This is a genomic window from Pseudoalteromonas sp. PAB 2.2, assembly GCF_001938575.1.
GTDB lineage: Bacteria > Pseudomonadota > Gammaproteobacteria > Enterobacterales > Alteromonadaceae > Pseudoalteromonas > Pseudoalteromonas lipolytica.
Genome location: NZ_LYPI01000016.1, coordinates 100,568 through 122,890, shown reverse-complemented (window position 1 = coordinate 122,890; position 22,323 = coordinate 100,568). Strand labels below are relative to the sequence as shown.

Here is a 22,323-nt window from a genome sequence, read left to right as displayed (position 1 = left end):
ATCGTTTTAAAAGTAGTAACCGATATTGATATTGAAGCGCGTTTCGGTCTCGTCGCTGTCGCCAGCTATTGAGCCACCAACAAACGGTTGGTTTTTCGCTTTTACAAGATCAAAGTAGGTAAATAAGCCACCTGCGGCGACCGACACACCCGTTACATTCATCCACGTGTCTGCACTGTTATCTGACTTATCGTAAATAATGCCGTAGTCATTATAAAATTGCAGGTTGGTTACTGGCCCCCACTCAACAGGTAAACTGTAAGCAATGTTGGCATTAGTCATGGTGGCTTCGGCGGCGATACTGTCATAAAAAGAGTAGGCGCCGACAGCCATACGATTTACGTTATCAATGTCGTAATCGTATTCACCGTGTTGCAGTTGGAAGTTCCACGGGCCAATGGTGCTGTTAAGGTGCACAGCCCAAGCCATGTAGTCGCCTGCTTTGTCTTCACCGTCGTGTAGGCCGCCTGATAACGCAGAAACACCTAACTCAGTGGTGCCACCATCATGCTCGAAGTGGTAACCATAACGTCCAGAGAATGTATTGTATTCACCTATCGCATTGGTGGGTTCTGCGTAAACGCCTTCGTCGGCATCACGAAAACCAACGACATCATACGAATAACGATCGCTGCGATTATCAACGTAACCGTCAACACCACCTAATTCATCATTTTTAAAAAAGCCAAGGTCAATTTGCCAGTTATCGGCTATTTTACGCTTAAATAACACACCTAAATCGTGGTCATCTTCTAAGCCAACGTAATAAGTGGTGCCAAAAAAGTAGTTGTGAGAGTTATAAGGCCAGTTACCAAAGGGGACTTTGGTGATCCCCGCTTGCACTTGCCAATCTTCGGCAAAGTCATAGGCTGCATAGGCATATTTAACTGCGGTCATGTAATCGAAAAAACGAATTTCTGCATTTAATTGCACGTCACCAACATCGCCTGCAAAATTCAATCTGAAAATATCAAAATCGAAGTCGCCACCGCGGTTCTTATTGCCGTCATCATAAGATGTGTGACTAAAGTTAGTACGTACAGCACCGCCAACTCGAATCCCAGACTCTTTCTTTTCGAGCTCTGAATCAACAGCAGCCGTTTGCTGCTCAAGCTGCTTTTGTTGTTTAGCAACTTGGGCATCAATCTGTTCTTGCTGCGCCGCTTGTTGTTTTGCTTGTTGCTCTGCTTTATCGAGCTGAGTTTGAAGTTGCTGCATCTGTTGCTTTAGTAATTGCAGCTGCTTTTGAAGGTCATCGATTTCTGATGCCTGACTAAGACTTGAAGTAGTGCCCAACGCTATCGCTAGGGCTAACTTTGAAAGTTTAAGCATGAATTATCGCTAATGTAAGAATGGGTACTATTTAGCATAGATGATATTCACACTGAACCCAAGGGTAGCCACATAAATTTAATATTAATCAACGGGTTTATTATTGAGACTCAATGGTTCGCGTAAGCGCACCTACTTCAAGTAAGGGGGAGGCATCAAGTTGGTCTGCATCCATCATGGCTGCAATACGTTGCATAGATGACAATAATAGACTTTGTTCCCACTCTTCAAGGGCTGAAAACTTTTCAATAAAGTGCTCTTGTAAAGGCTGTGGCGCTTTATTCAAAATTTCTTTGCCGCGCTCGGTAAGGTATAGACTGACACGGCGCTTATCTAGTTGACTGCGAACACGCGTAACTAGCTCACGGTTTTCAATGCGGTCTAAAATATTGGTGACAGTTGCGGGACTTAAATTAACGTTTTGTGCGATGCGGCTGGCCGTAATGCCATCGGTGTGCGCGACTTCGTTCATTATAAGTAATTGTGGGCCTGTTAATCCCGATGTTTTGTTGAGTTGTTTTGAATGAAGGTCGATAGCCCTGATAACTTTACGTAACGATACCAATAGCTCGTCATACTTTTGCATAGTTGTGTCTCTTTAAAAAGGCGGTATCTGGCGACCGCAATCGCGAAATATTACACATCTAATAAATTGAGTTCAAATAAATTACACCTATATCAGCCATAGATTAAAGCTAATAATGGCATGGTTTTGATTTGTATTTAGTTAGAGCAGAAATTAAATGCTCTATTTTGTCGTTTAGATAGGGTAATTGTTGTTAACACTGAAAATGCTAATATGGGGTGACTTAGCATTTGGTTGTAAAACATTTTCATCAAATAACTAAATATTATTTACTAATTGCCACCGCTTTGGGTAAGGTGGATTTTTCTTTCATTAAATGGGACGAATTATGAAGTTATCGCCATCAGTTACGATTGAACAAAGTGACACCGGACTTGAGTTTATTAAGGTTGCGAGTGAGTTGTGTGAAGCAACTATTTTTCTGCAAGGTGCGCAAATTACTGAGTTCACGCCTGCAGGCAAAAAGCCGTTGTTGTGGGTGTCTGAGTTAGAAGACTATCAAGAAGGGAAAGGTGTACGTGGCGGTATCCCTATTTGTTGGCCATGGTTTGGTGTAAGTCAGCATGAAGGTTGGCCTGCGCATGGTGTGGCTCGTACAGGTCTTTGGCGCGCTGAAGAAGTGAAAGAACAAGAAGATTCAATCTATATCAGCCTTTCGTTACCGATGACTCAGGTTGATGATAAATATTGGCCCCACAAAACTAAGCTACTTGCGGAATTTATTTTAACGTCAAGTCTTGAGTTACGCTTAACGACCACGAACATGGATAATGAAACCATTCACTTTACTCAAGCGCTACACACGTATTTCCCAACACCTGCGATTGAAGAAACCAAAGTTGATGGTTTGCAAGGGGCAAAATACATTGAGTTTGGCGAAGGCCCTTATGAGCAGCACGACTTGGTTTCTTTTGCGCGCGAAACCGACATGGTGTACACCGAAGCAGAGGCTACACAGCGTATAATTACCCCAGACGGCATTATTGAAGTAGGTCGTGAAAACTCAACATCATGTGTGCTGTGGAATCCGTGGGTTGAGAAGTCAAAACGCTTGTCGAACTTTGCCGACGATGAGTATCATGTGATGCTCTGTTTAGAAGCAGCAAATGTACTTGATGACAGTGTAGAGCTTGCGCCAGGTGCCAGCCATACGCTTGCAACGACACTTCGCTGGGTTTAATTTACCACGCTCAACGTTAGCACGTAAGGCCAGTGACACTGGCCTTTACAAGGAATAATCGTGTTTAGTAATCAACAAATCGACACTCTGCCTCGCCACCATACTATTAAATTTCAGCCACTTGCAGATAACGCTATTTGGCATGTACAAATTAATTGGCTGCTTTTTTATATTCCACTCATGACGGTCATTGTGGCTGTTCGGTATTTTAATCAACCGTTTGCTGATGCGGTATCTGCACCTTGGTTGCTACTGCTGCCCGTGCTCGTTGTGCTTTCAATGCTGTATAACTTTTACAGTGTTCGTGTAAAAGGGATTGCATTACGTGAGCATGATATTGCTTATAAGCGTGGTTTAATTTGGCAACAAGTGACCCTGTTACCTATTTCTCGAGTTCAACATACTGAGATACATCGAGGACCCATTGAGCGGAAACTTGGCTTAGCAACACTCAGACTCTACAGTGCTGGTGGCATGAGTGCGGATCTTCATATCAGTGGTTTAACAGATAAACAATGCAATGACATTAGGCAGTTTGTACAAAGCTATGGTTATGACAATCATGCAACAGTTGATGAGCTAGCCGATGAATAACAGTGATTGGCAACGCGTGTCGCCGTGGGCACTTTTATATTTTATTGTGCATTTTGCTATTCGATTTGTTAAAGATGGCTTACTAAATTTACTGCCTATTTTAGTTATTTTTGTGACTCAGGTTGAGCAAAAATGGTTTTGGGGGCAAGTCGCAGCAAGCATCGCTATTGTCATGTTAGTGGTTTATGCATTTGCGTATTATAGAAATTTCTCTTATCGCATCAGTAGCGAAAATGAAATCCTGTTAAACAAAGGGGTATTTAAGAAAGAGCGCTTAACACTGAAGTTTGCCAGAGTGCAAAATGTGAATATCGCTGAGCCCTTTTATTTCCAGCCCGTAAATTTGGTTAACTGTATTTTTGATGCTGCAGGCAGTAGCGCTCAAGAAGCCGTGATCCCAGGTGTAAAGCTCAGTTATGCTGAGCATGTACGCGAACAAGTGATGGCATTTAAAGCGCAGTTGCAGCAAAGTGACACGCCTGAAAAAGCGGAACATGCAGCACAACCATCAGCACAATACACACTCACGCTTAGTAACGCCGAAATAGCGAAGTTTGGTTTGATGTCGAATATGGCTATTTTAGCGTTAGCGGCGCTTGCCCCTTTTATGAATGCCATTTTTGATTACCTTGAAACCTCATTGATTGCGCGTCTAGAAGCCATGTTTAACGAGCAGGCTGCCTTTGTTGGCAGTGCGGCAGCATTGGCTGTGGTGACAGTCATTGTTGTTATCGTGCTGTGCGCTGTGTTGTTGTCGATTACTATGGCTTTAATTAGGTTTTTTAATTTTCATTTATATTTTCAAGATAATAAGTTTAAACGTGTAGCGGGGCTCTTTGAGCGCCAGCAGTTATCAATAAGCTCAGAGAAAATACAAAGTGTACAAATTAAGCAAAATATCATTGCACGATTATTAAAGCGTTATACATTGATATGTCCACAAGTGAGCAGTGGTAATACAGCCCCAGGTGTTGCGGCGCATAAAAACAAACAAACACTGGTGATGCCCGTGTTAACCGCAGCGCATGTTCAGCAAGTGTGCCGTTGGTTGTTTCCGTGGTTTATTAATTTAAATGAGCTTAATTTTATTAAACCCGAACGGGCACTGCTGTATAAAAACACTGTGTTGTATGTATGTTTGCCGAGTGTGATTAGCATTGTCGTTATTGATCAACTATTTGAAACGTTATCAATGCTTTGGGGTTTATTACCTGCGAGTATATTGATGGCTGCCGTATTTTTACGTTATCAAAAAACAGGCATGGCGCTGTATCAACATGAAGGCCGCTCATTTGCCGTGTTTAGAACGGGAATGATAGGGACTCAGTATCGTTTGTTTGAAATTTATAAAGCACAAAGTGCCACGACTATTAGTACATATTTAATGCGAAAATCAGGTTTAAAAAGCCTGTATATACAACTTGCATCGGGTTCTGTATCAATGCCGTATTTAAAATCAGTTGATGCAGAGCAGTTAATTGATTTTGTGCTTTATGAAATAGAATCAGAGCCACGCAATTGGTTTTAAATGAAAATGATTATCAATACCGTTGATTCGGTTTCGTTTTTGGGTATACTGTCCAAAAGTGAGGGATGCAGGTATTCAGATGATTTATTTACTTCCAATTATCGCTATTTCAGGCTTAGTTGCTTTACTGTGGTACGCGCGCTTTAAAAATGAGTGTAAAGGCTTTTGTATTAGTTGCGCAATTACTTGTATCGCGTTATTGGTAACCAGTGCAATGATGCTCGCAGGCCTTGGTGCGCTCAGAAGCAGTATGATGTTTGCAGTGACTATTTTTATTATTTATCAACTTTTGGGGTTAGTAAAACCTATCAAAATCGATTAATTTCTTACATTTTTTAACTACACCCGCGCAAAAAAGCAACGCATACTAGTGTGAATATTTAAAATCAATATACCCAAGCTGGGGATCAAGGATTATGATGAAAAAAGCACTATTGAGCGTTGCGCTGCTTGTTGCAGGCGAGGCGTCTGGCCAAGAAATATGGCAAACAATTCACACTGAGCATTTTAATGTACACTTTAGCGTTGAAAACCAACAGTGGGCGCAATCGGCTGCCACAGAGCTTGAAATTGTGCGTGATAAAGTGCTTAAGCAACAGCATCGTGCTTTGGATGAAGTCGTTGATGTAGTCGTGTTTGACCCTCTGAATGCCGCAAATGGCTTTGCTCTACCTGTCTCTAATAAACCCTTGATGGCACTTTTTACCACGCCACCGCAATCCGATACGGTGATTTCTAATACCGATGGTTGGCAACAGCTATTGATCTTGCACGAATATATTCACTTGGTGCATTTAGCTCAGCCGACTCGCAGTGATTTTCGTCAAGCAATTAAAAATAGCTGGGATCTGTATGACTTAGCAGAAAAAGACATGCCACGCTGGGCCGCAGAGGGTTACGCAACATTATTAGAATCAAAAATGACAGGCCGTGGTCGAGTGTTTGACAATTTGTCTGAAGCGATTTTAATTGAGTTTGCTCAGCAAGGTGCATTGCCAGGTTATAAGCAACTAAGCAATACAAAAGGCGGCTTTTTGGCGGGGTCGATGGCGTATTTGGTCGGTTCGCGTTTTTTGGCTTGGCTTGAAGAAAACTATTCAGAACAAACGCTTGATGCTGTTTGGACACGAATGCAGGCAGTAAAAGACCGTGATTTCGATGAGGCATTTACAGGTGTATTTGCTGATTCTCCAGCCAAGTTGTATCGCCGCTTTGTTGCTGAGTATACATACAAAGCAATGGCTAAAGAGGTAAGTGAACAACCACTTACAAGTAAGCTTTGGTTGGAGCTTGATCTCTACGCATCAAATCCAGCACTTAGTCCAGACAACTCTAAACTGGCTATTGTTGAGCGTAATAAAGAGGGTGATACACGTTTAGTTATTTACAGTACAGAGCAAAATACACAGGCTGCAGAAGAATTTGCAACACAGCAAAATGCGCTTTTAAACGATGATCCTCTGGATATTGTCGATAAAGCACCCGCAGTATTTAAGCGTGAGCAGAAGCATGTATTGCAGCAAATAAATAGACAAGGGATTAAAAATCCACAATGGCTGGATGAAAATACGCTGTTTTTTACAGCAACAACCACCGTGGGCAAAGGGTCTGTTCTTGGGATTTCTGATTTATACCGTTACGATATTACAACGGGTGAGGTCACAGCATTGACGCATCACGCGGGCTTGCGTCGTTTTAGCATTAGCGAAAATGGCGAAACTGTTTATGCAGAACAAAATCAGCATGGTTTCTCAGCGTTAGTGAAAGTAGACCTTACTCATGGTGACGTCACTCCCTTGTTTACAAAAAGCCTTGAAACTGTTTATGACTACCCCGTATTAAGCCCTGATAAGTCGCGGCTGGCCTATTTGAAAACCACATTGAATCAGAATTGGCAGTTGTATATACAAGATTTAAACACGACAAAATCATATCGTGTGCCTATGCCTGCAGGGTATCAATATGTATCGCAACCTAATTGGCAAGCTGATGGGAAAGGCCTTTATTTTGTGGCGGGTAAAAATGCAGCAGTTGATTTGTACCACTATGACTTTGATAAAAATGAACTTTATCAACTAAGCCAAGGCCAAGAAGTTATCGCTCATCCCATGGCGATGAATAATGGTGAGTTATTGTATTTATCAGTCACACCGGATGGCCCAAATATTAAGCACTTTACAGACTTAACTCAGCGCGAAAAAGTGACTGAACTTGCTGTAAACCCCACACCACCGCGTGGTGTGACCGCAAGCGAAGTACTCCCTAAAGCGGCTATTTATCAACAAGCGACAGGTCGACAAACTGACTATGATGTATTACAGCAAAAACCGACTTTATCGTTGGGTTCTCAGTATTACTCCGCATCATCGTCAATATTAACCTTGGGTGTTAAAAGCAGTGACTTTTTAAAACAGCTTGATTTGCAAGCAGGCTACAGTATTGATTTACAAGATAGCGCATTAGAGGGGGCGTTTGCCGCTGCCAAATATTCAGCCTTTGATTTACACTTTAAAGCTTTGTTATTCGATTATCAGTTAGATACAGATAAACAGTACCACGGACACCATGCTGAAAAAATTGAAAACACGGGTATACACTTGGCAACAAGTTATCCAATGCAGTTTCAACAATTAAGTATAATTCCTTCTGTGAGTTATAACTACAGCGACTTTGTTCACGGCGATGATCAATGGTTAAAGCTGGGGCTAAAACAAAAGTGGCAATATGATAGACAAACAGTGGGGTTTTCTCAGTCAGCAAAGATAGCTTTACTGAAAGGTGATAGCAAAACGCATAATTGGCAAGGTTACGACTTTGCTACTGAGTTTGGTGCGCATGCGTTTAATATTCCTGTTTATGTTAACTTTGCTCAGCATTATCGTGACAATAATACGCTTGCGTTAGGTGGTTTTGCTTCTAACTTAATTAACAACGAGACTCAAAGTGGTTTAGTAGTGGCACCCGAATTACCGTTTATTAGCCAGCTTGGTAACCGCTATAAAGGTTATGGTGGCGGGGTTAGTTATAAAGATTCGCTCCCTTGGCTTTACTATCAACAGCACCAAGTAGATAACCGAGTATATGCACAAAGCTATGGACTAAAATGGCAAGGCGAGTTTAGCTTTGGCCTAGGGCCTGCTGGGCTGAATGATGTGAATATTGATTTGGGCGTCGCCCGTGTTGAAGGCGACGACTTTGAAAACGATTTACGTGCTTGGCTTAGTTTTTACTATTCTTTATAACGGTTACTGCTTGGTATTTAAGGCGAATAGTTTGGCGTGATAGAGCGCCCGCTTTTCGTCTTCCCTTTCAAGCTCAATGGCTTTTTCGAGCCACTCTTTGCTCGATTGCTCATTGCCTTGTTGGTAGTTAATAATAGCCAGCTCTAGATAGGGTCCAGACAAATAAGGTGCTAAGGCTATGGCGTCTTCGAGCTGCTTTCGGGCTTTAAAATACTGACCATTGTTGCGTGCATTTATTGCCGTTGCTAATAATTCGAACGGATCTTGCTTTGCTAGAGCAAGCTGTGAGTTGAGTTTAGTTAGAAGTACTTGGTCGTCGAGCTGTTCGGCCAGCACAGCGTAGTTATGAAGTAAATTGGTGTTTTCAATGTTGTGCTGTAATGCGGTTTGATAAATATGTTTTGCTCCCACTAAGTCACCAGCTTGACGGTGTAATACCGCTGCAAGATTATACAGTGCAGGATCGTAAGGGGTGTAATCGCCAGCTTTAAGAATATAGCTGTAACTTAAATTAAATTGTTTAGCGGCTAAAGCCTCGGCTGCTAAATTACTGTAGTAGCGACTTATTAAATCGTTTAAATGGGCTTTGCCGGTATAAAAACTGCCGCGGCTCGGAAAATAATCAATAATACTTCCCGGTGTGATTAAGTAAGTCACCTCATCATCAAGTGGGGCATAGACTTTGGTCCTAAAATGACCCGATACATACACAATATTACTTTCTTTGCTGTATACCGGTTCACTCGACACTGATTGAAACCCTGTTTTTAGCCCAGCTAACTGAGCATACGCCTGAGTTAAAATAGCAAGGCTAATACAATTACCTTTCTGTTTTTGAATTGTCTCAGAGGCAGTGAGTGTTTCACTGTAATAGTTAAAATTAGTGAGTTTATTTTCTAAATAGTGATAGAGAATTTGATCATCTCTGAGATAGCCACCTTGTCTTTGTGTAAAGTAATCAAGGAATTGTTGTTGCTCGTCGATGGGCAGAGCAAATAGCTCAGTGTCTTTTAAAGTAACAGGCTGAAAAAGTGTGCTATTAAGGAGGTCTGCAACACGAGGTGGCATAACAGGTTGGTTACTTTTACTGGCACATCCGAGCAGTAACATACTGATAAGTAAGATGCAGAAGAGTTGCTTCATCATCTACCTCTAAGCTTGTTTTTTATTCAATGTACCTATGTTATTCGTTGTATTCAAGTTATGAATGCTGTCTCTAAGCTGTAAACACACTGTACGGAAATCTTGCCAAGTCCTCGCTGGCTATTTTTTCATCTTCATTGCATTTTATGAGCATCTCATTAGAATGCCGCGCTCTTTTAAATGGCTTAAAAAACAATGATTTACTTGTTGTGTATGGGCTGTTTATAAACTGCTAACGTATTAACTAAATTGTAACGAGAGAGGTCTGTTTTGGCGCACTATTTGCCGATTATTTCATGCTTTATTTTGGCGTTTAGCTTTTATCCGCTATTAAATAAAATTCGTAAAAATCGCAGTGTGTCGGGCGTGTCGTTGCTAATGATGAGCTTTGGGGTGGCACAAAGTCTTTATTTCATTACCTACAATGTGTACTTTCAGCGCATTTACATGGTCTTACCGTTTATCGTGACGGGTGTGTTAAGTGGTTTAATTCTTTATTACTTCGTGCGTTACAATGCAGCGCGCCAGCAACGGTTGCAATTAGCTGGGCTATTAATTGTGTCGGTGACGCCTTTTTTGTTATTGCTTAGCCCGTCACTGGACACTGCCACAGTCCTTAATTGGCTGACATATGTTGGCTTAGCGATGAGTTCTATCCGTGTTATGCCGCAAACCTACAAAACCATTAAAAGCGGTGATATTAGTAACTTAAGTGCACGTTATTTTAGTTTACAGTTTGTAGCGGGAGCCTGTGGTTTAGGCGCAGAACTGGCGATGGCTTCACCGAGTGTGTCACATGTTCTAACTTTTGTGATGATATTGCTAACTAATGCCGCCCAACTTGGTTGTATTCAATATTACAAGTCACGTCCAGCGATGGCTTGATTATAACGTTGAAATAATAAAAGGCTGCCCGTTGGCAGCCTTTTGTGCTTATTAATTAAGCTTCGAGCGCTTTGCTAATTAAGCGATCGATATACTGCTTATGTGCTTTAGCAGCAGTGTCGGCACCCCATGGCGTACTGATATCAGCAATTTTGTTTAGCTGATAAAGCGCAGCAGCTTTGGCTAGGTTGTCGTGCTTGCTCGCTTTACCTAAGCCTGCAATCGCAATCAGCTGGTTCACATACTCAATTTGTAAGTTATGACTTAATGAGTTCGCTTTTTTACTATCGACAAAAATGCTGGCTGTTAGGTCATCCATAAATTGGCTTAGTGAATACTCATTACCGTACATTGCGCTGTCTGAAATACGCAGCATGACTGCAGGGTGCAACAATTGCGCAAGCACAAGCTTTTGCATGCCTAAAATCATGTTATGTGGTTTTGGATCTTCGTTCTTACCGTAATGATTAAAACCACGACGTTGCTGTTGTAAGTAGTTATATAGCGGTTGCATGCTGACTAACACATCAGGTGCAAACACATTTTTGGCCAGAATTTGCATAGCCTGTTGCTGGCGCTCTAATGGCACTGGCGTAAATGGTGCGCCATTTTTATCATCACCCACGACGTTGCGCTCAACATACACCCCACCGATTTGACGAGATACTACGCCAGCCTGTGTTCTGTAACTACCAAATAGGATGTTGGCAGAAGTAACTAGTTGCTGATATGACTCACCTTCAACCGTGGCTTTGTCTTTTAGTTCAGTAAATAGTTTATTGATTAAGGCCATACGGTCTGCGGCATAGGCCGCTGGGTTTGATGACATATCACCAATCATGATACGTGGATCAATGTGACGTCCTGGCGCTCGCATATCATCAGCGTCGTTACCAAATGCAAGCGCATGCTCAGATGAGCGAGCAAGAATTTTTTCTAAACGTTGTTGCTCGGCATCGGCGTCTGCCAAAGCTTGACTGTAACCATATTCAATAGCCCAGTCGTCATAAGGACCTGGTTTCGTTTGGAAAATGTCGCCTTGTTGCATGCCAATTGGAGCGATATTTGCCGGCGCATAGTCCATAACAGAGCCTGTAACAATCCCTTGCGTTTTACGCTTGTCGTGTACGTCTTTTTCGTTCCACAAAATAGAAGATTTCATATTGTGGTTTAAGCCTAAGGTATGACCGACCTCATGCAAGACAAGTTGCGTTAAACCTTGGCGTAAAATTTCTTTGTCTTCGATGTTTGCACCAGTACCTAGGCCTTTTGCAAGTAACATGTTTTCTTGAATACTGTGGCCCAAAGAGCAGTGTAGTTCTGAGTCATTCATATGTTCAGTGAGTGTCGCCGCACCTTGTGTATATAGGGTGTCGTACATCCAACGGTTTTTCATGAAGACATACTCAAGCATGATGTCTGAGCCTAAGATCTCACCCGTTAATGGATTAGCAAGTGCAGGACCATAGCCACCAAATGGTGGACGTGGAGATGCGGTCCAACGTAATACGTTGTAATTTATGTCGCCTGCATCCCAGTCTGCATCGTCTGGTTGTATTTTTACTTCAATCGCATTTTTGAAACCTGCTTTTTCAAACGAGGTGTTCCATGCCAGTACCGCATCGCGGATGGTATCGCGCCACTCAACCGGTGTGGTATTTTCAATCCACCACGTAATTGGTTTTACAGGTTCAGATAAGGCTGCGGATGGATCTTTCTTTTGTAAATCCCAGCGTTTGATCACGTCTTCATAAGGGGCCCAGTCGGCAGAGGTCATATTATCGAACTGGTTAGTAAAATAACCAATTCGCGCATCATCTTGACGAGGTTGGTAGTCATTTTCAGGTAAAGCAACAAATGAGTGCTGTACTTTTATTGATACGTTACGAGGGTCGCTTATAGCGGCAGAGCCCCGCACACTTGGGTTGGCGTTGCTGAATACATAATCAACAATAACATCTAGGTTATTTGCGTAAGGGCGCTGGTTAACAATACGCGATTTTTTGTCATCTAGTTTACCTAGCTTGAAGCGTTTTTTAGCGTTTTTATCGTCAGGGTTAACCCATGGAGACACTTTATGCAGTGCTTCGCTTAAAAATAGCTTATCAACGTCAAAGGCTATTTTGCCGTCTTCTTCTTTGTCTATTTTGATACTTGCGAGAACGGCTTCACTGATATTGGCATCTGCAGAGCGGGCAAGCGCTGAATTCTCGTCAAACTTATAGCGTGGTGTTTTGCTTACAATATCAATACGATCAAAATGCTTTCTAAACTCTATGAGTTTGGTCTCTCGGTATGAGCCTCGAAAGTGGCCTGCATCTGTCACGCCATCAACGGTATGTGCAAAATACACAAACGGGGTATTAAGCTGTGACTCATTGATGACCATTAAGTTTTTACCCGTTTTGGCATCTTGGTAAAGTGTAAAAATACCGATAAATTCGGTTTTATCTTTGATCATCTCAGCCAGTGTTTCTGGCTTTTTTTCTTCTTTTTTTGCTGCAATGGCATGACCATTGACTGTCAATGCTAGGCTTAACGCTAGCGCAATATTTGTTATTTTCACTGTTAGAATGTCCTTAAACTATGTCATAGAGCAGTTTAATGAAATAACGTCTTGATAAAAGGTGATATGTTAACAAATGTGAAATTGTGTTTTTAACCAGCTGAAATTAAAATGATTTTCTTTGTAACAAATTGTTTTATACGTCACTTTAATCTGAACGGCATCATTCTATGTCTGTTTGTAACAGTTACTTACAAATGTCACATTAATGTTTCTGTCAGCTTTGGTATGATAGGACCAGTTAAAATATTAAAGGTGTAAGTTATGCGCACGAATTTATTAAAATGGACGTTACCTATTATCGCTTTATTCATTGGTATTGCTGGTTTTATGGGGATCAATGCGATTGCCCAAGAGCCACAAGATAAGGATGAAGTAGATGTGCGTCCTCTCGTGAAAGTTGAAGCTGTTTCTAGTGATGATCACCAAGTGATTATTAACAGTTACGGTGAAGTGAAACCACTTGAAAGTACCCTGATTGCATCGCAAGTTGCAGGTGAAGTGACCAGTTGGCATCCAAATTTTGTTGCGGGCGGAATCGTCGCGCGTGGTGAAGTGTTATTTACTATTGAAAAAGATAACTACGAAGCTGCTGTATTACAAGCAGAGGCTTCGCTTGCAAGTGCGCAAGCGGCATTGATTGAAGAGCAAGCACAAGCAAAGGTTGCACAGGATGAAGCAAAACGTTACCCAGAGCGTGAACGCACAGACTTATTCCTTCGTAAACCGCAAGTATTAAGTGCCCAAGCGGCTGTAAAATCAGCACAAGCTGCATTGAAACGCGCTGAGCGTGACCTTGCTCGCTGTGAAGTGAGAGCACCTTACGATGCATTGGTCATTAACCGTGAGATTGGTGTAGGTCAATACATTAATGTGGGAAGCCAAGTTGCTGAACTTAATAACATTGAAAGTGCCGAAATCATTGTTCCTATTGCTGGTTTTGATAGTGTGTTTTTACCGAAACGCCTTAAAGGTGTTAAGGCGACGATTATTAATAAAGGTTTAAACAGCTTTACACGTGAAGCGGTGATAGACCGCGATCTAGGGGTTGTTGATAATGCGACGCGTATGAGTAATTTGGTGATACGAGTGAACGATCCATATGGTCTCAAGCATGACGTACAGCCGATTAAGTTTGGTGCTTATGTGCAAGTTAGCTTCGCGGGTGAAACACTGCAAAATATTTACCGTTTACCGCAATCACTTGTTAATAATCAAACGGTTTGGGTTGTAAATGACGAGCAAAAACTTGAGCCTCGTAAAGTCACGGTAGTGCGTGAAGAAGGTGAGTTTTTCTATATCAGTGACGGCTTACAAGTTAATGATCAATTGGTGCTTACATTACCGGAATACCCGCAAGCGGGTATGGAAGTGAAAATTGCAGGCATGAAAGAAATGACGAGCGATGCAGAGAATACTGCAGCGGTTGAAAAGCTTTAAGGTGGCGCTATGACAGACGAAAACACAGAAAAACAGTCTGGCATTATTGCCTACTTTGCCAATAACTCGGTTGCTGCGAACCTCATGATGGTCTTTATCGTTATTATGGGGATTATTAGTTATTTTACGATTCAGCGTCAGATGTTCCCGAATGTCGAAATTAACTACATTGAGATACAAGCCAATTATCCGGGTGCATCACCGCAAGAAATTGAAGAAAGTATTCTGATCAAGATAGAAGAATCGTTAAAAGACATCACCGAAATCAAACGAGGTGTGTATCGTGCGTTTCGCAACAATGGACGAGCAAGTTTAGAGATTAATACCGATGCAGAACTCACGGATGTACTTGATAAAGTAAAGCTGCGTGTTGACGGTATTGCAACATTTCCTGCAGGTATGGAGCCCGTTACCATTAGTCAGGTCGAGTTTCGTCAAGACGTCATTGGTATGACCTTGGTCGGTGATATTCCGCTAACTGAGTTAAAACCGGTTGCTAATCAAATTGAAGATGAGCTACTGCAATTATCGAATGTGTCCTTGGTACAAAACGATGTGCCACTTGATGAGATTGCGATTGAAATAGACCCTGATTCGTTGCGTCAATACAACCTGACATTAAGCGATGTTGCTAATGCGGTGCGTCGTTACTCGGCTAACATTTCGGCGGGTCAATTACGCACAGATGCAGGTATTATTTCTGTGCGTGTTGAAAATCAATATTACAGCGGTGACGAATTCCGCCAAATTCCCGTTAAAATTGGTGAAAATGGTGCGAAAGTCCTGTTGCAAGATATTGCCGTAATTAAAGATCAATTTATCGAAGGTGAACGCTACTTTAAATTTAATGGCGAGAATGCGGTTTATTTATCGGTAAAAGCAACGAAAGAGCAGAACATGATCCCCGTTGCAGACTCTGTTAAAGCCTTTATAGAAAAGAAAAATAAAGAGCTGCCAGTTGGTTTGCGCCTAGAACCGCTCATGGATATGACCTACTATCTTAATGCGCGTTTAGACATGATGAAAACCAACCTGATCCAAGGGGCGATTTTGGTTGCCATTATGTTGTCGATTTTCTTACGCTTTAAGTTAGCACTGTGGGTAATGATTGGTTTACCCGTGTGTTTCTTAGGGGCGATGATGATGATGCCGCTCTTTGGGATTAGTATTAATATTGTATCGTTATTTGCCTTCATTATGGTACTGGGGATCGTGGTCGACGATGCCATCGTCATAGGGGAAAGCGCCTACACCGAAATTGAGAAAAAAGGGGGAGGCGTTGTTAATGTGGTGAATGGTGCTAAGCGAGTTGCAACACCAGCAACCTTTGGCGTATTAACGACCATCGCGGTGTTTGCACCGTTTACATTATCAAGTGGCCCCGAAAGTGCGTTTTTCTTTGGTATCGCAGTGGTGGTTATACTGTGTTTAATATTCAGCTTAATTGAATCTAAACTGATTCTACCGGCTCACATTGCGCACACGAAGTTTCCACCTATTAACCCAAATAGCTGGCGTGCCCGTTTTAATAAGCGTTTTTTCAAATTTGTAAACGGCCCATATAAAGCATTTATCGTACGTTGTGTAGAGTGGCGCTGGTTTGTGTTGTTTTCATTCATTGGCCTATTAATTTTAACCTTTGGCTTGATTTCTTCTAATCAAGTGCGCGTGGTGCCAACACCAAAGGTACCTCATGATTTCCCACAAATTCGTTTAGAGATGAACGAAAATGCGTCGGACATTCAAACAATTGATGCGGTTCGTGAAATTGAAGCTATGGTGTTAAGAGTTGATCAGGAAACTGAGCGTGAGTTTGGCCAAAAACTGATCCGCGATATTTTGGTATTTAATCAAGGCCGAACTGAAGCACAAATTTTAGCGCCGTTGGTTGATGAAGACCTTCGTCCATATAATGCCTTTGAGCTATCACGCCGCTGGCGTGAACAAATGCCAAGCATTGCGGGGGTTAAGTCTTTACAAATTTACGATGACGTGAATGGCGGTGGCAGTGATGGCGAGTTTGGTTATCTACTTTATGGCCCAGACATTGATACCTTAAATGATGCAGGGCGTCGCTTTATTCAGTTATTACAACAGCAAAAAGGGCTGTTTGATATTAGCTCGACTATCGACCCAGCCAGTAAAGAAGTACAGCTCAGCTTAAAACCTGTGGCGTATGACTTAGGGTTAGACTTAGCAAATATTGCTAATCAAGTCGGCGCAAGCTTCTATGGTGGTGAAGCACAACGTGTTATTCGTCGTGGTGAAGAGGTGCGTGTAATGGTGCGTTACCCTAAACTCACACGTGAAGCGTTTGCCTCTTTAAAGCATGCTGTAATCACAACCCCTGCGGGTAAAGAAGTTATGCTAGGTGACGTGGTTGAACTAACCGAAAAACCGGGCATCAGCTATATTCGCCGCGAAGGCGGTTATCGTACGGTTTATATTTACGGCAGTATTGATGAAGAAGCCATTGAGCCGGGTGCCGTTGTTAAACAAGTTGAAGACACTTTATTACCACAATTAAAAGAAGAGTACCCATCAGTGAAAACTGAGTTAGGAGGCTCAATTGAAGAGCAACAAGCGCAAGCAAACGAGCAATTAATGTTCTTCATTGGCGGTATGATACTTGTGTATATTTTGCTTGCAGTCCCACTTAAGAGCTATTCACAGCCGTTGATTGTGATGTCAGTTATTCCATTTAGCTTAACAGGCGCTATATGGGGTCATTTTTGGTTTGGCCTAGACATTAGTTTAATGTCGGGCTTTGGTTTAATTGCAGCTGCTGGGGTGGTTATTAATGACTCCTTAGTAATGACAGACTTTGTAAACCAAGCGAGACGAGAAGGCATTTCAACTCGTCAAGCCGTTATCGAGGCGGGGTGTGCACGTTTTAGGGCTATAACCCTAACCTCTATTACAACGTTTGCCGGTGTGTTGCCGATCATGTTTGAAACAAGCCTACAAGCGAAGTTTGTTATTCCGATGGCGGTCGCACTGGGTTTTGCTGTGATGTTTGCAACGTTGATTACCTTAGTGCTTGTCCCTTGCTTATACATTGTGATGAGTGACGTTGGGCACGTATTCTTACGTTTCTTTCGCTCGGTGCGTGAGTTATTTCCAAGCGCTAAGCCAGTAAGAGATTAAGTTAAGATAATGTTTAAAAGCCAACCTCCGGGTTGGCTTTTTTGTATCTGCATTTGCTAGTACTTAATAGTTATATGTATGTTTTGGTTACATTCTTTTGTTTGATTTGTTTTCCGGTCGCGATTATACTCAACTCAGTTTTTGGCAAACTAACTGAAAAGTTAGGACGCAAAGTTTCCGGTCTAAGGTTTTGTTAACAAAACTATGATAGCGGGGCCGCCGATAAGCGCATATTCTTCGGGCTTTGGATCTTTTGCCTCAAACTAAAAAATGTATTTATTTTGTTCGGTTATTGTTGGATAGTACCTATTAGTTGTTCTTAGGGTGTTACTTTGTTTATGCATTCGTCATTGGCCTCTGGAAAGTGGTTACCGATTGGTTGCTTGAACCATCATACTCAGCTTTTTGTTGGGGATACGGTGGTCGTAACCTTTTATGACATGCAAGGAGAGCTAGTCGATTTATCATTCAATTACCGGATCACCAGTACGGATGAAGGTGAGCCTCATAATTGGCCACGTTTAGTTGCCGAGCATATAAACGTGCACATTCCACTGGTTGAGGCCGGAAAAATGACCGAACAAGGTTTGGTGGTTGCATACCGTTCAAACCAAATTTATGCCCTTGAAGGTTCGGGCATAACACATGCAAAAGTGGCGTTTAACTGCATCGCGAAATGTAAAGAACGCGCGGTCGATAATCCACAAGATTATGATTATGTTTACCCACAGGCATGCAGTGATTACAGTGCTGGTGTAAAAGTGCTACAGCCTAAAACAGGCCACATTTATAGGTGTAAGCCTTGGCCATTTAGTGAATTTTGTCGTGTTAAAGATTCACATAACCCGTTGTTTGAACCGGGAGTTGGCAAAAGTTGGGCCATGGCATGGCAGCAGATATCGCATTAACCGTTTTCCCCCTAAATGCTATTTTAGCATTGCTTAGCCCACTCAATTTGAGTGGGCTTTTTTATACCCATTTGTTAAGCGAATTGGCCAAGCTTCTATGGTAAACTCGGTTTAATTCGTTTTTTAATTGTGGTTTCTTTGTGTCATCAAGTTCGTATTCATTGTCATTATTAGCGCATCCGCCGGTTGCTAAAAAACAGCCTCATTCCTTAAGCACTCATCAGTTTACTCGCATCGATAATTACTATTGGATGCGCGATGATGAACGACAAAATACCGAAGTATTAACTCATTTGCATGCCGAGAATGATTATTGTGAAAAGCAGCTTGCAGGTATAAAGCCACTTCGTGAGCAGCTATTTGATGAGCTAAAAGGGCGTATTGTAAAAGACGATAATACCGTACCCGTAAAAGATGGAACGTATTGGTATCATTCAGAAGTACGTGGCGATGATGAATATGCCCGCCACTACCGCAGTAGCTCAATTGACGCCCATGATAAGCAGTTACTATTAGACGTAAACCAATTAGCCGGTGAGTTTGAGTTTTACGAGCTGGGCGAAGTGGCCATTAGTCCAAATGAGCAGTTGCTTGCTTACTCAGAGGATACTGAAGGCCGACGTGTTTATACGGTACGATTTAAACACCTTGCCACAGGTGACATGTTTACTGATGTACTCGAAAACACCGAAGGGCAAGTCGTGTGGGCAAACGACAGTAACACCGTATTTTACGTGAAAAAAGATCTGCAAACCTTGCTTGGTTTTCAGGTTTTTCGCCATGTGTTAGGCACGCCTCAGGCCGACGATGTATTGGTGTATGAAGAGCAAGATAAAAGCTTTTTTATGGGACTTGGCAAAAGCCGTGATGAAAGCCTTATTATCATTGATCTTGCGACCACAGAAACCAGTGATACATGGGTGCTTGATGCCAACAATCCATGTGGTGAATTTAGTGCGTTAACACCACGTGAAGAAGGCCATGAGTTTGATGTAGATAAGCTAGGTGATACGTTTTATATCGTGACTAACTGGCAGGCAAAAAACTTTCGTTTAATGACGGCTACGTTAAGTACAATCGCAGATAAATCACTTTGGCAAGAACACACTCCACACCGCGACAATGTGTTACTAGAAGGTGTAGAGATATTTGATGATTATTTAATTTTAACTGAGCGAGAGCTAGGACAAACACGATTTGTTGTGGTGAATAAGCACGGTGAGCGACTCACTTTAGAGTTTGATGATCCCTGTTATTACGCTGCAATTGCAATGAACCCAGAACCCAACGTACGCTCTGCGCGTATTTATTATTCGAGTCTGACGACACCGGGATCACTGTATGATGTTGATTTAAATACAGGGCAAAAAACCTTATTAAAACAACAACAGGTATTGGGTGAGTTTAAACCAGAAAAGTACCGTTCAGAACGTATCATGGTGACGGCAAGAGATGGCGAACAAGTACCTGTATCACTGGTTTACCGCATCGATAAGTTTAAAAAAGACGGCACAAATCCATTGCTGCAATATGGGTATGGTGCGTATGGCATTACTATCGATCCGAGCTTTTCTAGTAGTTCATTGAGCTTACTCGATCGTGGCTTCGTGTATGCGATTGCTCATATTCGCGGTGGTGAAATGCTGGGGCGTAGTTGGTACGAACAAGGTAAAAAACAGCACAAGCAAAATAGCTTTAATGACTTTATCGATATTACGCGAGCGTTAACCAAGCAAGGGTACGCACACCCTGCAAAAGTCTGTGCGTCGGGTGGCAGTGCTGGAGGTCTATTAATGGGTGCCGTCGTTAACCAAGCACCCGAGCTTTATTTAGGCATTGGCTGTCATGTGCCATTTTTAGATGTTTTGACGACCATGTTAGATGAAAGCATTCCGCTTACGACTAACGAGTATGATGAGTGGGGAAACCCGAACGACCCCGCGTATTATGATGTGATTCAGGCCTATTCTCCGTATGACAATATTAAGGCGCAAGCGTACCCTAATATTTTAGTGACGACGGGCTTTCATGATTCACAAGTACAGTATTGGGAGCCCATGAAATGGGTGGCTAAACTTCGCGAGATGAAAACAGATGACAACATTCTTGTCTTTAAAACAGATATGGATGCAGGTCATGGTGGTGCGTCGGGTCGTTTTAAAAGCCTTGAAGAAAAGGCTCTTGAAATCGCATTTTTTATTGCTTTATTATCGAATTAAAGCTTAGATAACACCTATAAGTGCAAAACTTAAGTTGTATTTTAAGGGGTGAGCATGTTTAAAGCCCACGGTGATTGGTGTTACTTTATTGAACCGCCAGTGATTTATGTGGAAATAAGTGGCAGTTTTAATAAAGAAGCTGTTGCTTCGTTTAGTGTTGAAGTTGCTCAAGAAATAATGAAATACCCTGAGCACTCAATTCAGTATGCTGTTGTTAATTTAGCGCAATTTGAATTAGCAACGGCAGATAGTATTGAAACCGCGAAGGCGTATTTTCAAGCTATAAAAGCACGTGGTTACAAACGCGTTGACTATATCAAAGCAAATATAATTGCGCGCAATTTACTCGAGACAATATGGTCGGGTGTCGATATGGATATTAACTTCCATCACAATGCTGATAGCTTTTTTGAAGACAGGCCAGAATACAGTCACCTGAGAAAGTGGTTAAAATAAAAAAGCCCTCATAGAGGGCTTTTCAAGTGATGTAAAGTAAGGGCCTAGCCTAAGTAAGCTTTTAACATCCAAACAAGTTTTTCTTGTTCTTTAATGTAATCACTCATTAGTGATGCAGTCCCTTCGTCATCAGCATCGCCAGCTTCTGTTAAAATTTCGCGCTGCATTTGAATAAGTGTGCTGTAACCTGCTAATAGGTTTTCAACGGCTGCGGTGCCTTCAGTAATGTTCTTCGCTTCATTAATCTTACTTGCTTCGAGGTATTCTGAAAACGCATGAACAGGTGCGCCACCAAGTGTCAAAATACGCTCTGCAATTTCATCTACTTTTTCAAGAAGTAGGTTATAAATTTCTTCAAATTTAAGGTGTAATTCAAAAAAGTTACGACCTTTAATATTCCAATGAAAGCCACGTGCATTCATATATTGAATTTGGTAGCAGCTTAATAAAGTATTGAGAGATTTTACGATATCTTCACTTTTTGCGCTGTTTAAACCAATTGCATTTACCTGTGACATAGATTAGCTCCTTAAAAAAATAATCGTGAATAGGTTACTTGCTAGTGCGTGATATCAAGTATTGGCCATTTTTATTAATCTGTAAAATGGTTTAATTCGAACGGGGTGATAGGTTTTAGCTATCAATACGCATTTTGAATCAGTCGTCCACTATCAGCATAACCTCGAAGTACTCTTCTATAAACTTGGGGCAAATGACGTAAAAAACCACCATAAAAAGTGATTATTTTTTAATGAAGGTGAAAATATGATCTAAAACAAGTTTTGCTTTAGCTAATATACACGCCGATTTAGAACTTGATTTAGGTCAAAAAATCAACGTAGCAGAAGCGCATAATACCTTTACCGCATTTAGCTAGGAGAACAAAAATGGACGGTAAAACAGTAAAAGAAAACAAAGCAGAAATAGTGGTTGTTGTTATTGCATTACTTGCGTTTGTAATCGGTTTAGTTGGTCATCTTGCAGGGGCAAGCTTTGCTAATTTTGACACCTTTGGTTATATCGCTGCGCCGGTGCCGTTGATTCTGGGGATTATTGTATTAATTTCTTACAAAGTTGCCGCAAGTGCTGAGAAATAA

At 41.8% G+C, this 22,323-nt stretch carries 17 protein-coding genes and 1 riboswitch; of the genes, 12 read left to right on the top strand and 5 right to left on the bottom strand.

Features of this window, described 5'->3' with window-relative positions:
- Nucleotides 1-6: 6 nt before the first annotated feature.
- Together BWD47_RS15175 and BWD47_RS15170 are read right to left on the bottom strand one after the other, a co-directional pair.
- Nucleotides 7-1,332 carry a porin gene (locus BWD47_RS15175; RefSeq protein WP_065979480.1) on the bottom strand — a complete coding sequence of 442 codons (1,326 nt, stop codon included), beginning with the start codon at nucleotides 1,330-1,332 and terminating at the stop codon, nucleotides 7-9.
- Nucleotides 1,333-1,432: 100 nt separating this feature from the next.
- Nucleotides 1,433-1,918, bottom strand: a complete 486-nt coding sequence (locus BWD47_RS15170) for a MarR family winged helix-turn-helix transcriptional regulator (protein WP_036973598.1) — start codon at nucleotides 1,916-1,918, stop codon at nucleotides 1,433-1,435.
- Between the two features lie 328 nt (nucleotides 1,919-2,246).
- Here BWD47_RS15170 and BWD47_RS15165 point away from each other — a divergent pair, with 328 nt between their 5' ends.
- The 5 genes from BWD47_RS15165 (at nucleotide 2,247) to BWD47_RS15145 (ending at nucleotide 8,462) form a co-directional block, all read left to right on the top strand.
- A complete protein-coding gene (locus BWD47_RS15165; protein ID WP_075594252.1) occupies nucleotides 2,247-3,098 on the top strand; it encodes a D-hexose-6-phosphate mutarotase in 852 nt (283 codons plus the stop codon).
- Nucleotides 3,099-3,158: 60 nt separating this feature from the next.
- A complete protein-coding gene (locus BWD47_RS15160; protein ID WP_075594251.1) occupies nucleotides 3,159-3,692 on the top strand; it encodes a PH domain-containing protein in 534 nt (177 codons plus the stop codon).
- On the top strand, nucleotides 3,685-5,220 hold the full coding sequence (locus BWD47_RS15155; protein ID WP_075594250.1) for a PH domain-containing protein: 1,536 nt from the start codon (nucleotides 3,685-3,687) through the stop codon (nucleotides 5,218-5,220). Before BWD47_RS15160 ends, BWD47_RS15155 begins: the two co-directional genes overlap by 8 nt.
- Nucleotides 5,221-5,299: 79 nt before the next feature.
- On the top strand, nucleotides 5,300-5,542 hold the full coding sequence (locus BWD47_RS15150) for a hypothetical protein (RefSeq protein WP_036973594.1): 243 nt from the start codon (nucleotides 5,300-5,302) through the stop codon (nucleotides 5,540-5,542).
- Nucleotides 5,543-5,639: 97 nt separating this feature from the next.
- The gene (locus BWD47_RS15145) at nucleotides 5,640-8,462 is read left to right on the top strand and encodes a hypothetical protein (protein WP_075594249.1); all 2,823 of its coding nucleotides are present in this window, start codon (nucleotides 5,640-5,642) and stop codon (nucleotides 8,460-8,462) included.
- A 3-nt stretch (nucleotides 8,463-8,465) separates the two neighbouring features.
- On the opposite strand, the gene BWD47_RS15140 is transcribed toward BWD47_RS15145, so the two are convergent.
- Nucleotides 8,466-9,608, bottom strand: a complete 1,143-nt coding sequence (locus tag BWD47_RS15140; protein ID WP_256719386.1) for a lipopolysaccharide assembly protein LapB — start codon at nucleotides 9,606-9,608, stop codon at nucleotides 8,466-8,468.
- A 267-nt stretch (nucleotides 9,609-9,875) separates the two neighbouring features.
- Here BWD47_RS15140 and BWD47_RS15135 point away from each other — a divergent pair, with 267 nt between their 5' ends.
- Nucleotides 9,876-10,490 (top strand): membrane protein, encoded by a 615-nt coding sequence (locus BWD47_RS15135; protein ID WP_036973591.1) that lies wholly within the window; start codon nucleotides 9,876-9,878, stop codon nucleotides 10,488-10,490.
- Nucleotides 10,491-10,545: 55 nt separating this feature from the next.
- Here BWD47_RS15135 and BWD47_RS15130 read toward each other — a convergent pair whose 3' ends face one another.
- The gene (locus tag BWD47_RS15130; RefSeq protein ID WP_036973589.1) at nucleotides 10,546-13,056 is read right to left on the bottom strand and encodes a zinc-dependent metalloprotease; all 2,511 of its coding nucleotides are present in this window, start codon (nucleotides 13,054-13,056) and stop codon (nucleotides 10,546-10,548) included.
- Between the two features lie 264 nt (nucleotides 13,057-13,320).
- Here BWD47_RS15130 and BWD47_RS15125 point away from each other — a divergent pair, with 264 nt between their 5' ends.
- The 5 genes from BWD47_RS15125 (at nucleotide 13,321) to BWD47_RS15105 (ending at nucleotide 21,226) form a co-directional block, all read left to right on the top strand.
- Nucleotides 13,321-14,496, top strand: a complete 1,176-nt coding sequence (locus BWD47_RS15125) for an efflux RND transporter periplasmic adaptor subunit (RefSeq protein WP_036973588.1) — start codon at nucleotides 13,321-13,323, stop codon at nucleotides 14,494-14,496.
- A 9-nt stretch (nucleotides 14,497-14,505) separates the two neighbouring features.
- Nucleotides 14,506-17,643 (top strand): efflux RND transporter permease subunit, encoded by a 3,138-nt coding sequence (locus BWD47_RS15120; RefSeq protein WP_036973587.1) that lies wholly within the window; start codon nucleotides 14,506-14,508, stop codon nucleotides 17,641-17,643.
- 133 nt (nucleotides 17,644-17,776) lie between these two features.
- Nucleotides 17,777-17,867: riboswitch (cyclic di-GMP riboswitch) on the top strand.
- Between the two features lie 114 nt (nucleotides 17,868-17,981).
- Entirely contained in the window at nucleotides 17,982-18,551 is a 570-nt protein-coding gene (locus BWD47_RS15115; protein WP_065979472.1) for a chitin-binding protein, read from the top strand.
- A 140-nt stretch (nucleotides 18,552-18,691) separates the two neighbouring features.
- On the top strand, nucleotides 18,692-20,770 hold the full coding sequence (locus tag BWD47_RS15110) for a S9 family peptidase (RefSeq protein WP_036973585.1): 2,079 nt from the start codon (nucleotides 18,692-18,694) through the stop codon (nucleotides 20,768-20,770).
- Between the two features lie 54 nt (nucleotides 20,771-20,824).
- Complete coding sequence (locus tag BWD47_RS15105) at nucleotides 20,825-21,226, top strand: hypothetical protein (RefSeq protein WP_036973584.1); 402 nt, start codon at nucleotides 20,825-20,827, stop codon at nucleotides 21,224-21,226.
- 44 nt (nucleotides 21,227-21,270) lie between these two features.
- Here the strand turns inward: BWD47_RS15105 and BWD47_RS15100 are convergent, their stop codons facing one another.
- A complete protein-coding gene (locus BWD47_RS15100) occupies nucleotides 21,271-21,744 on the bottom strand; it encodes a Dps family protein (protein ID WP_065979471.1) in 474 nt (157 codons plus the stop codon).
- Nucleotides 21,745-22,113: 369 nt separating this feature from the next.
- Between BWD47_RS15100 and BWD47_RS15095 the strand changes: the two genes are divergently transcribed.
- Nucleotides 22,114-22,323, top strand: a complete 210-nt coding sequence (locus tag BWD47_RS15095; RefSeq protein WP_036973582.1) for a hypothetical protein — start codon at nucleotides 22,114-22,116, stop codon at nucleotides 22,321-22,323.

Coding starts and splice junctions, on each gene's coding strand:
- BWD47_RS15150 (WP_036973594.1), top strand. CDS start 5,300: ATGATTTATTTACTTCCAATTATCGCTATTTCAGGCTTAGTTGCTTTA.
- BWD47_RS15175 (WP_065979480.1), bottom strand. CDS start 1,332: ATGCTTAAACTTTCAAAGTTAGCCCTAGCGATAGCGTTGGGCACTACT.
- BWD47_RS15145 (WP_075594249.1), top strand. CDS start 5,640: ATGAAAAAAGCACTATTGAGCGTTGCGCTGCTTGTTGCAGGCGAGGCG.
- BWD47_RS15115 (WP_065979472.1), top strand. CDS start 17,982: ATGCATTCGTCATTGGCCTCTGGAAAGTGGTTACCGATTGGTTGCTTG.
- BWD47_RS15170 (WP_036973598.1), bottom strand. CDS start 1,918: ATGCAAAAGTATGACGAGCTATTGGTATCGTTACGTAAAGTTATCAGG.
- BWD47_RS15120 (WP_036973587.1), top strand. CDS start 14,506: ATGACAGACGAAAACACAGAAAAACAGTCTGGCATTATTGCCTACTTT.
- BWD47_RS15155 (WP_075594250.1), top strand. CDS start 3,685: ATGAATAACAGTGATTGGCAACGCGTGTCGCCGTGGGCACTTTTATAT.
- BWD47_RS15095 (WP_036973582.1), top strand. CDS start 22,114: ATGGACGGTAAAACAGTAAAAGAAAACAAAGCAGAAATAGTGGTTGTT.
- BWD47_RS15100 (WP_065979471.1), bottom strand. CDS start 21,744: ATGTCACAGGTAAATGCAATTGGTTTAAACAGCGCAAAAAGTGAAGAT.
- BWD47_RS15140 (WP_256719386.1), bottom strand. CDS start 9,608: ATGATGAAGCAACTCTTCTGCATCTTACTTATCAGTATGTTACTGCTC.
- BWD47_RS15165 (WP_075594252.1), top strand. CDS start 2,247: ATGAAGTTATCGCCATCAGTTACGATTGAACAAAGTGACACCGGACTT.
- BWD47_RS15125 (WP_036973588.1), top strand. CDS start 13,321: ATGCGCACGAATTTATTAAAATGGACGTTACCTATTATCGCTTTATTC.
- BWD47_RS15105 (WP_036973584.1), top strand. CDS start 20,825: ATGTTTAAAGCCCACGGTGATTGGTGTTACTTTATTGAACCGCCAGTG.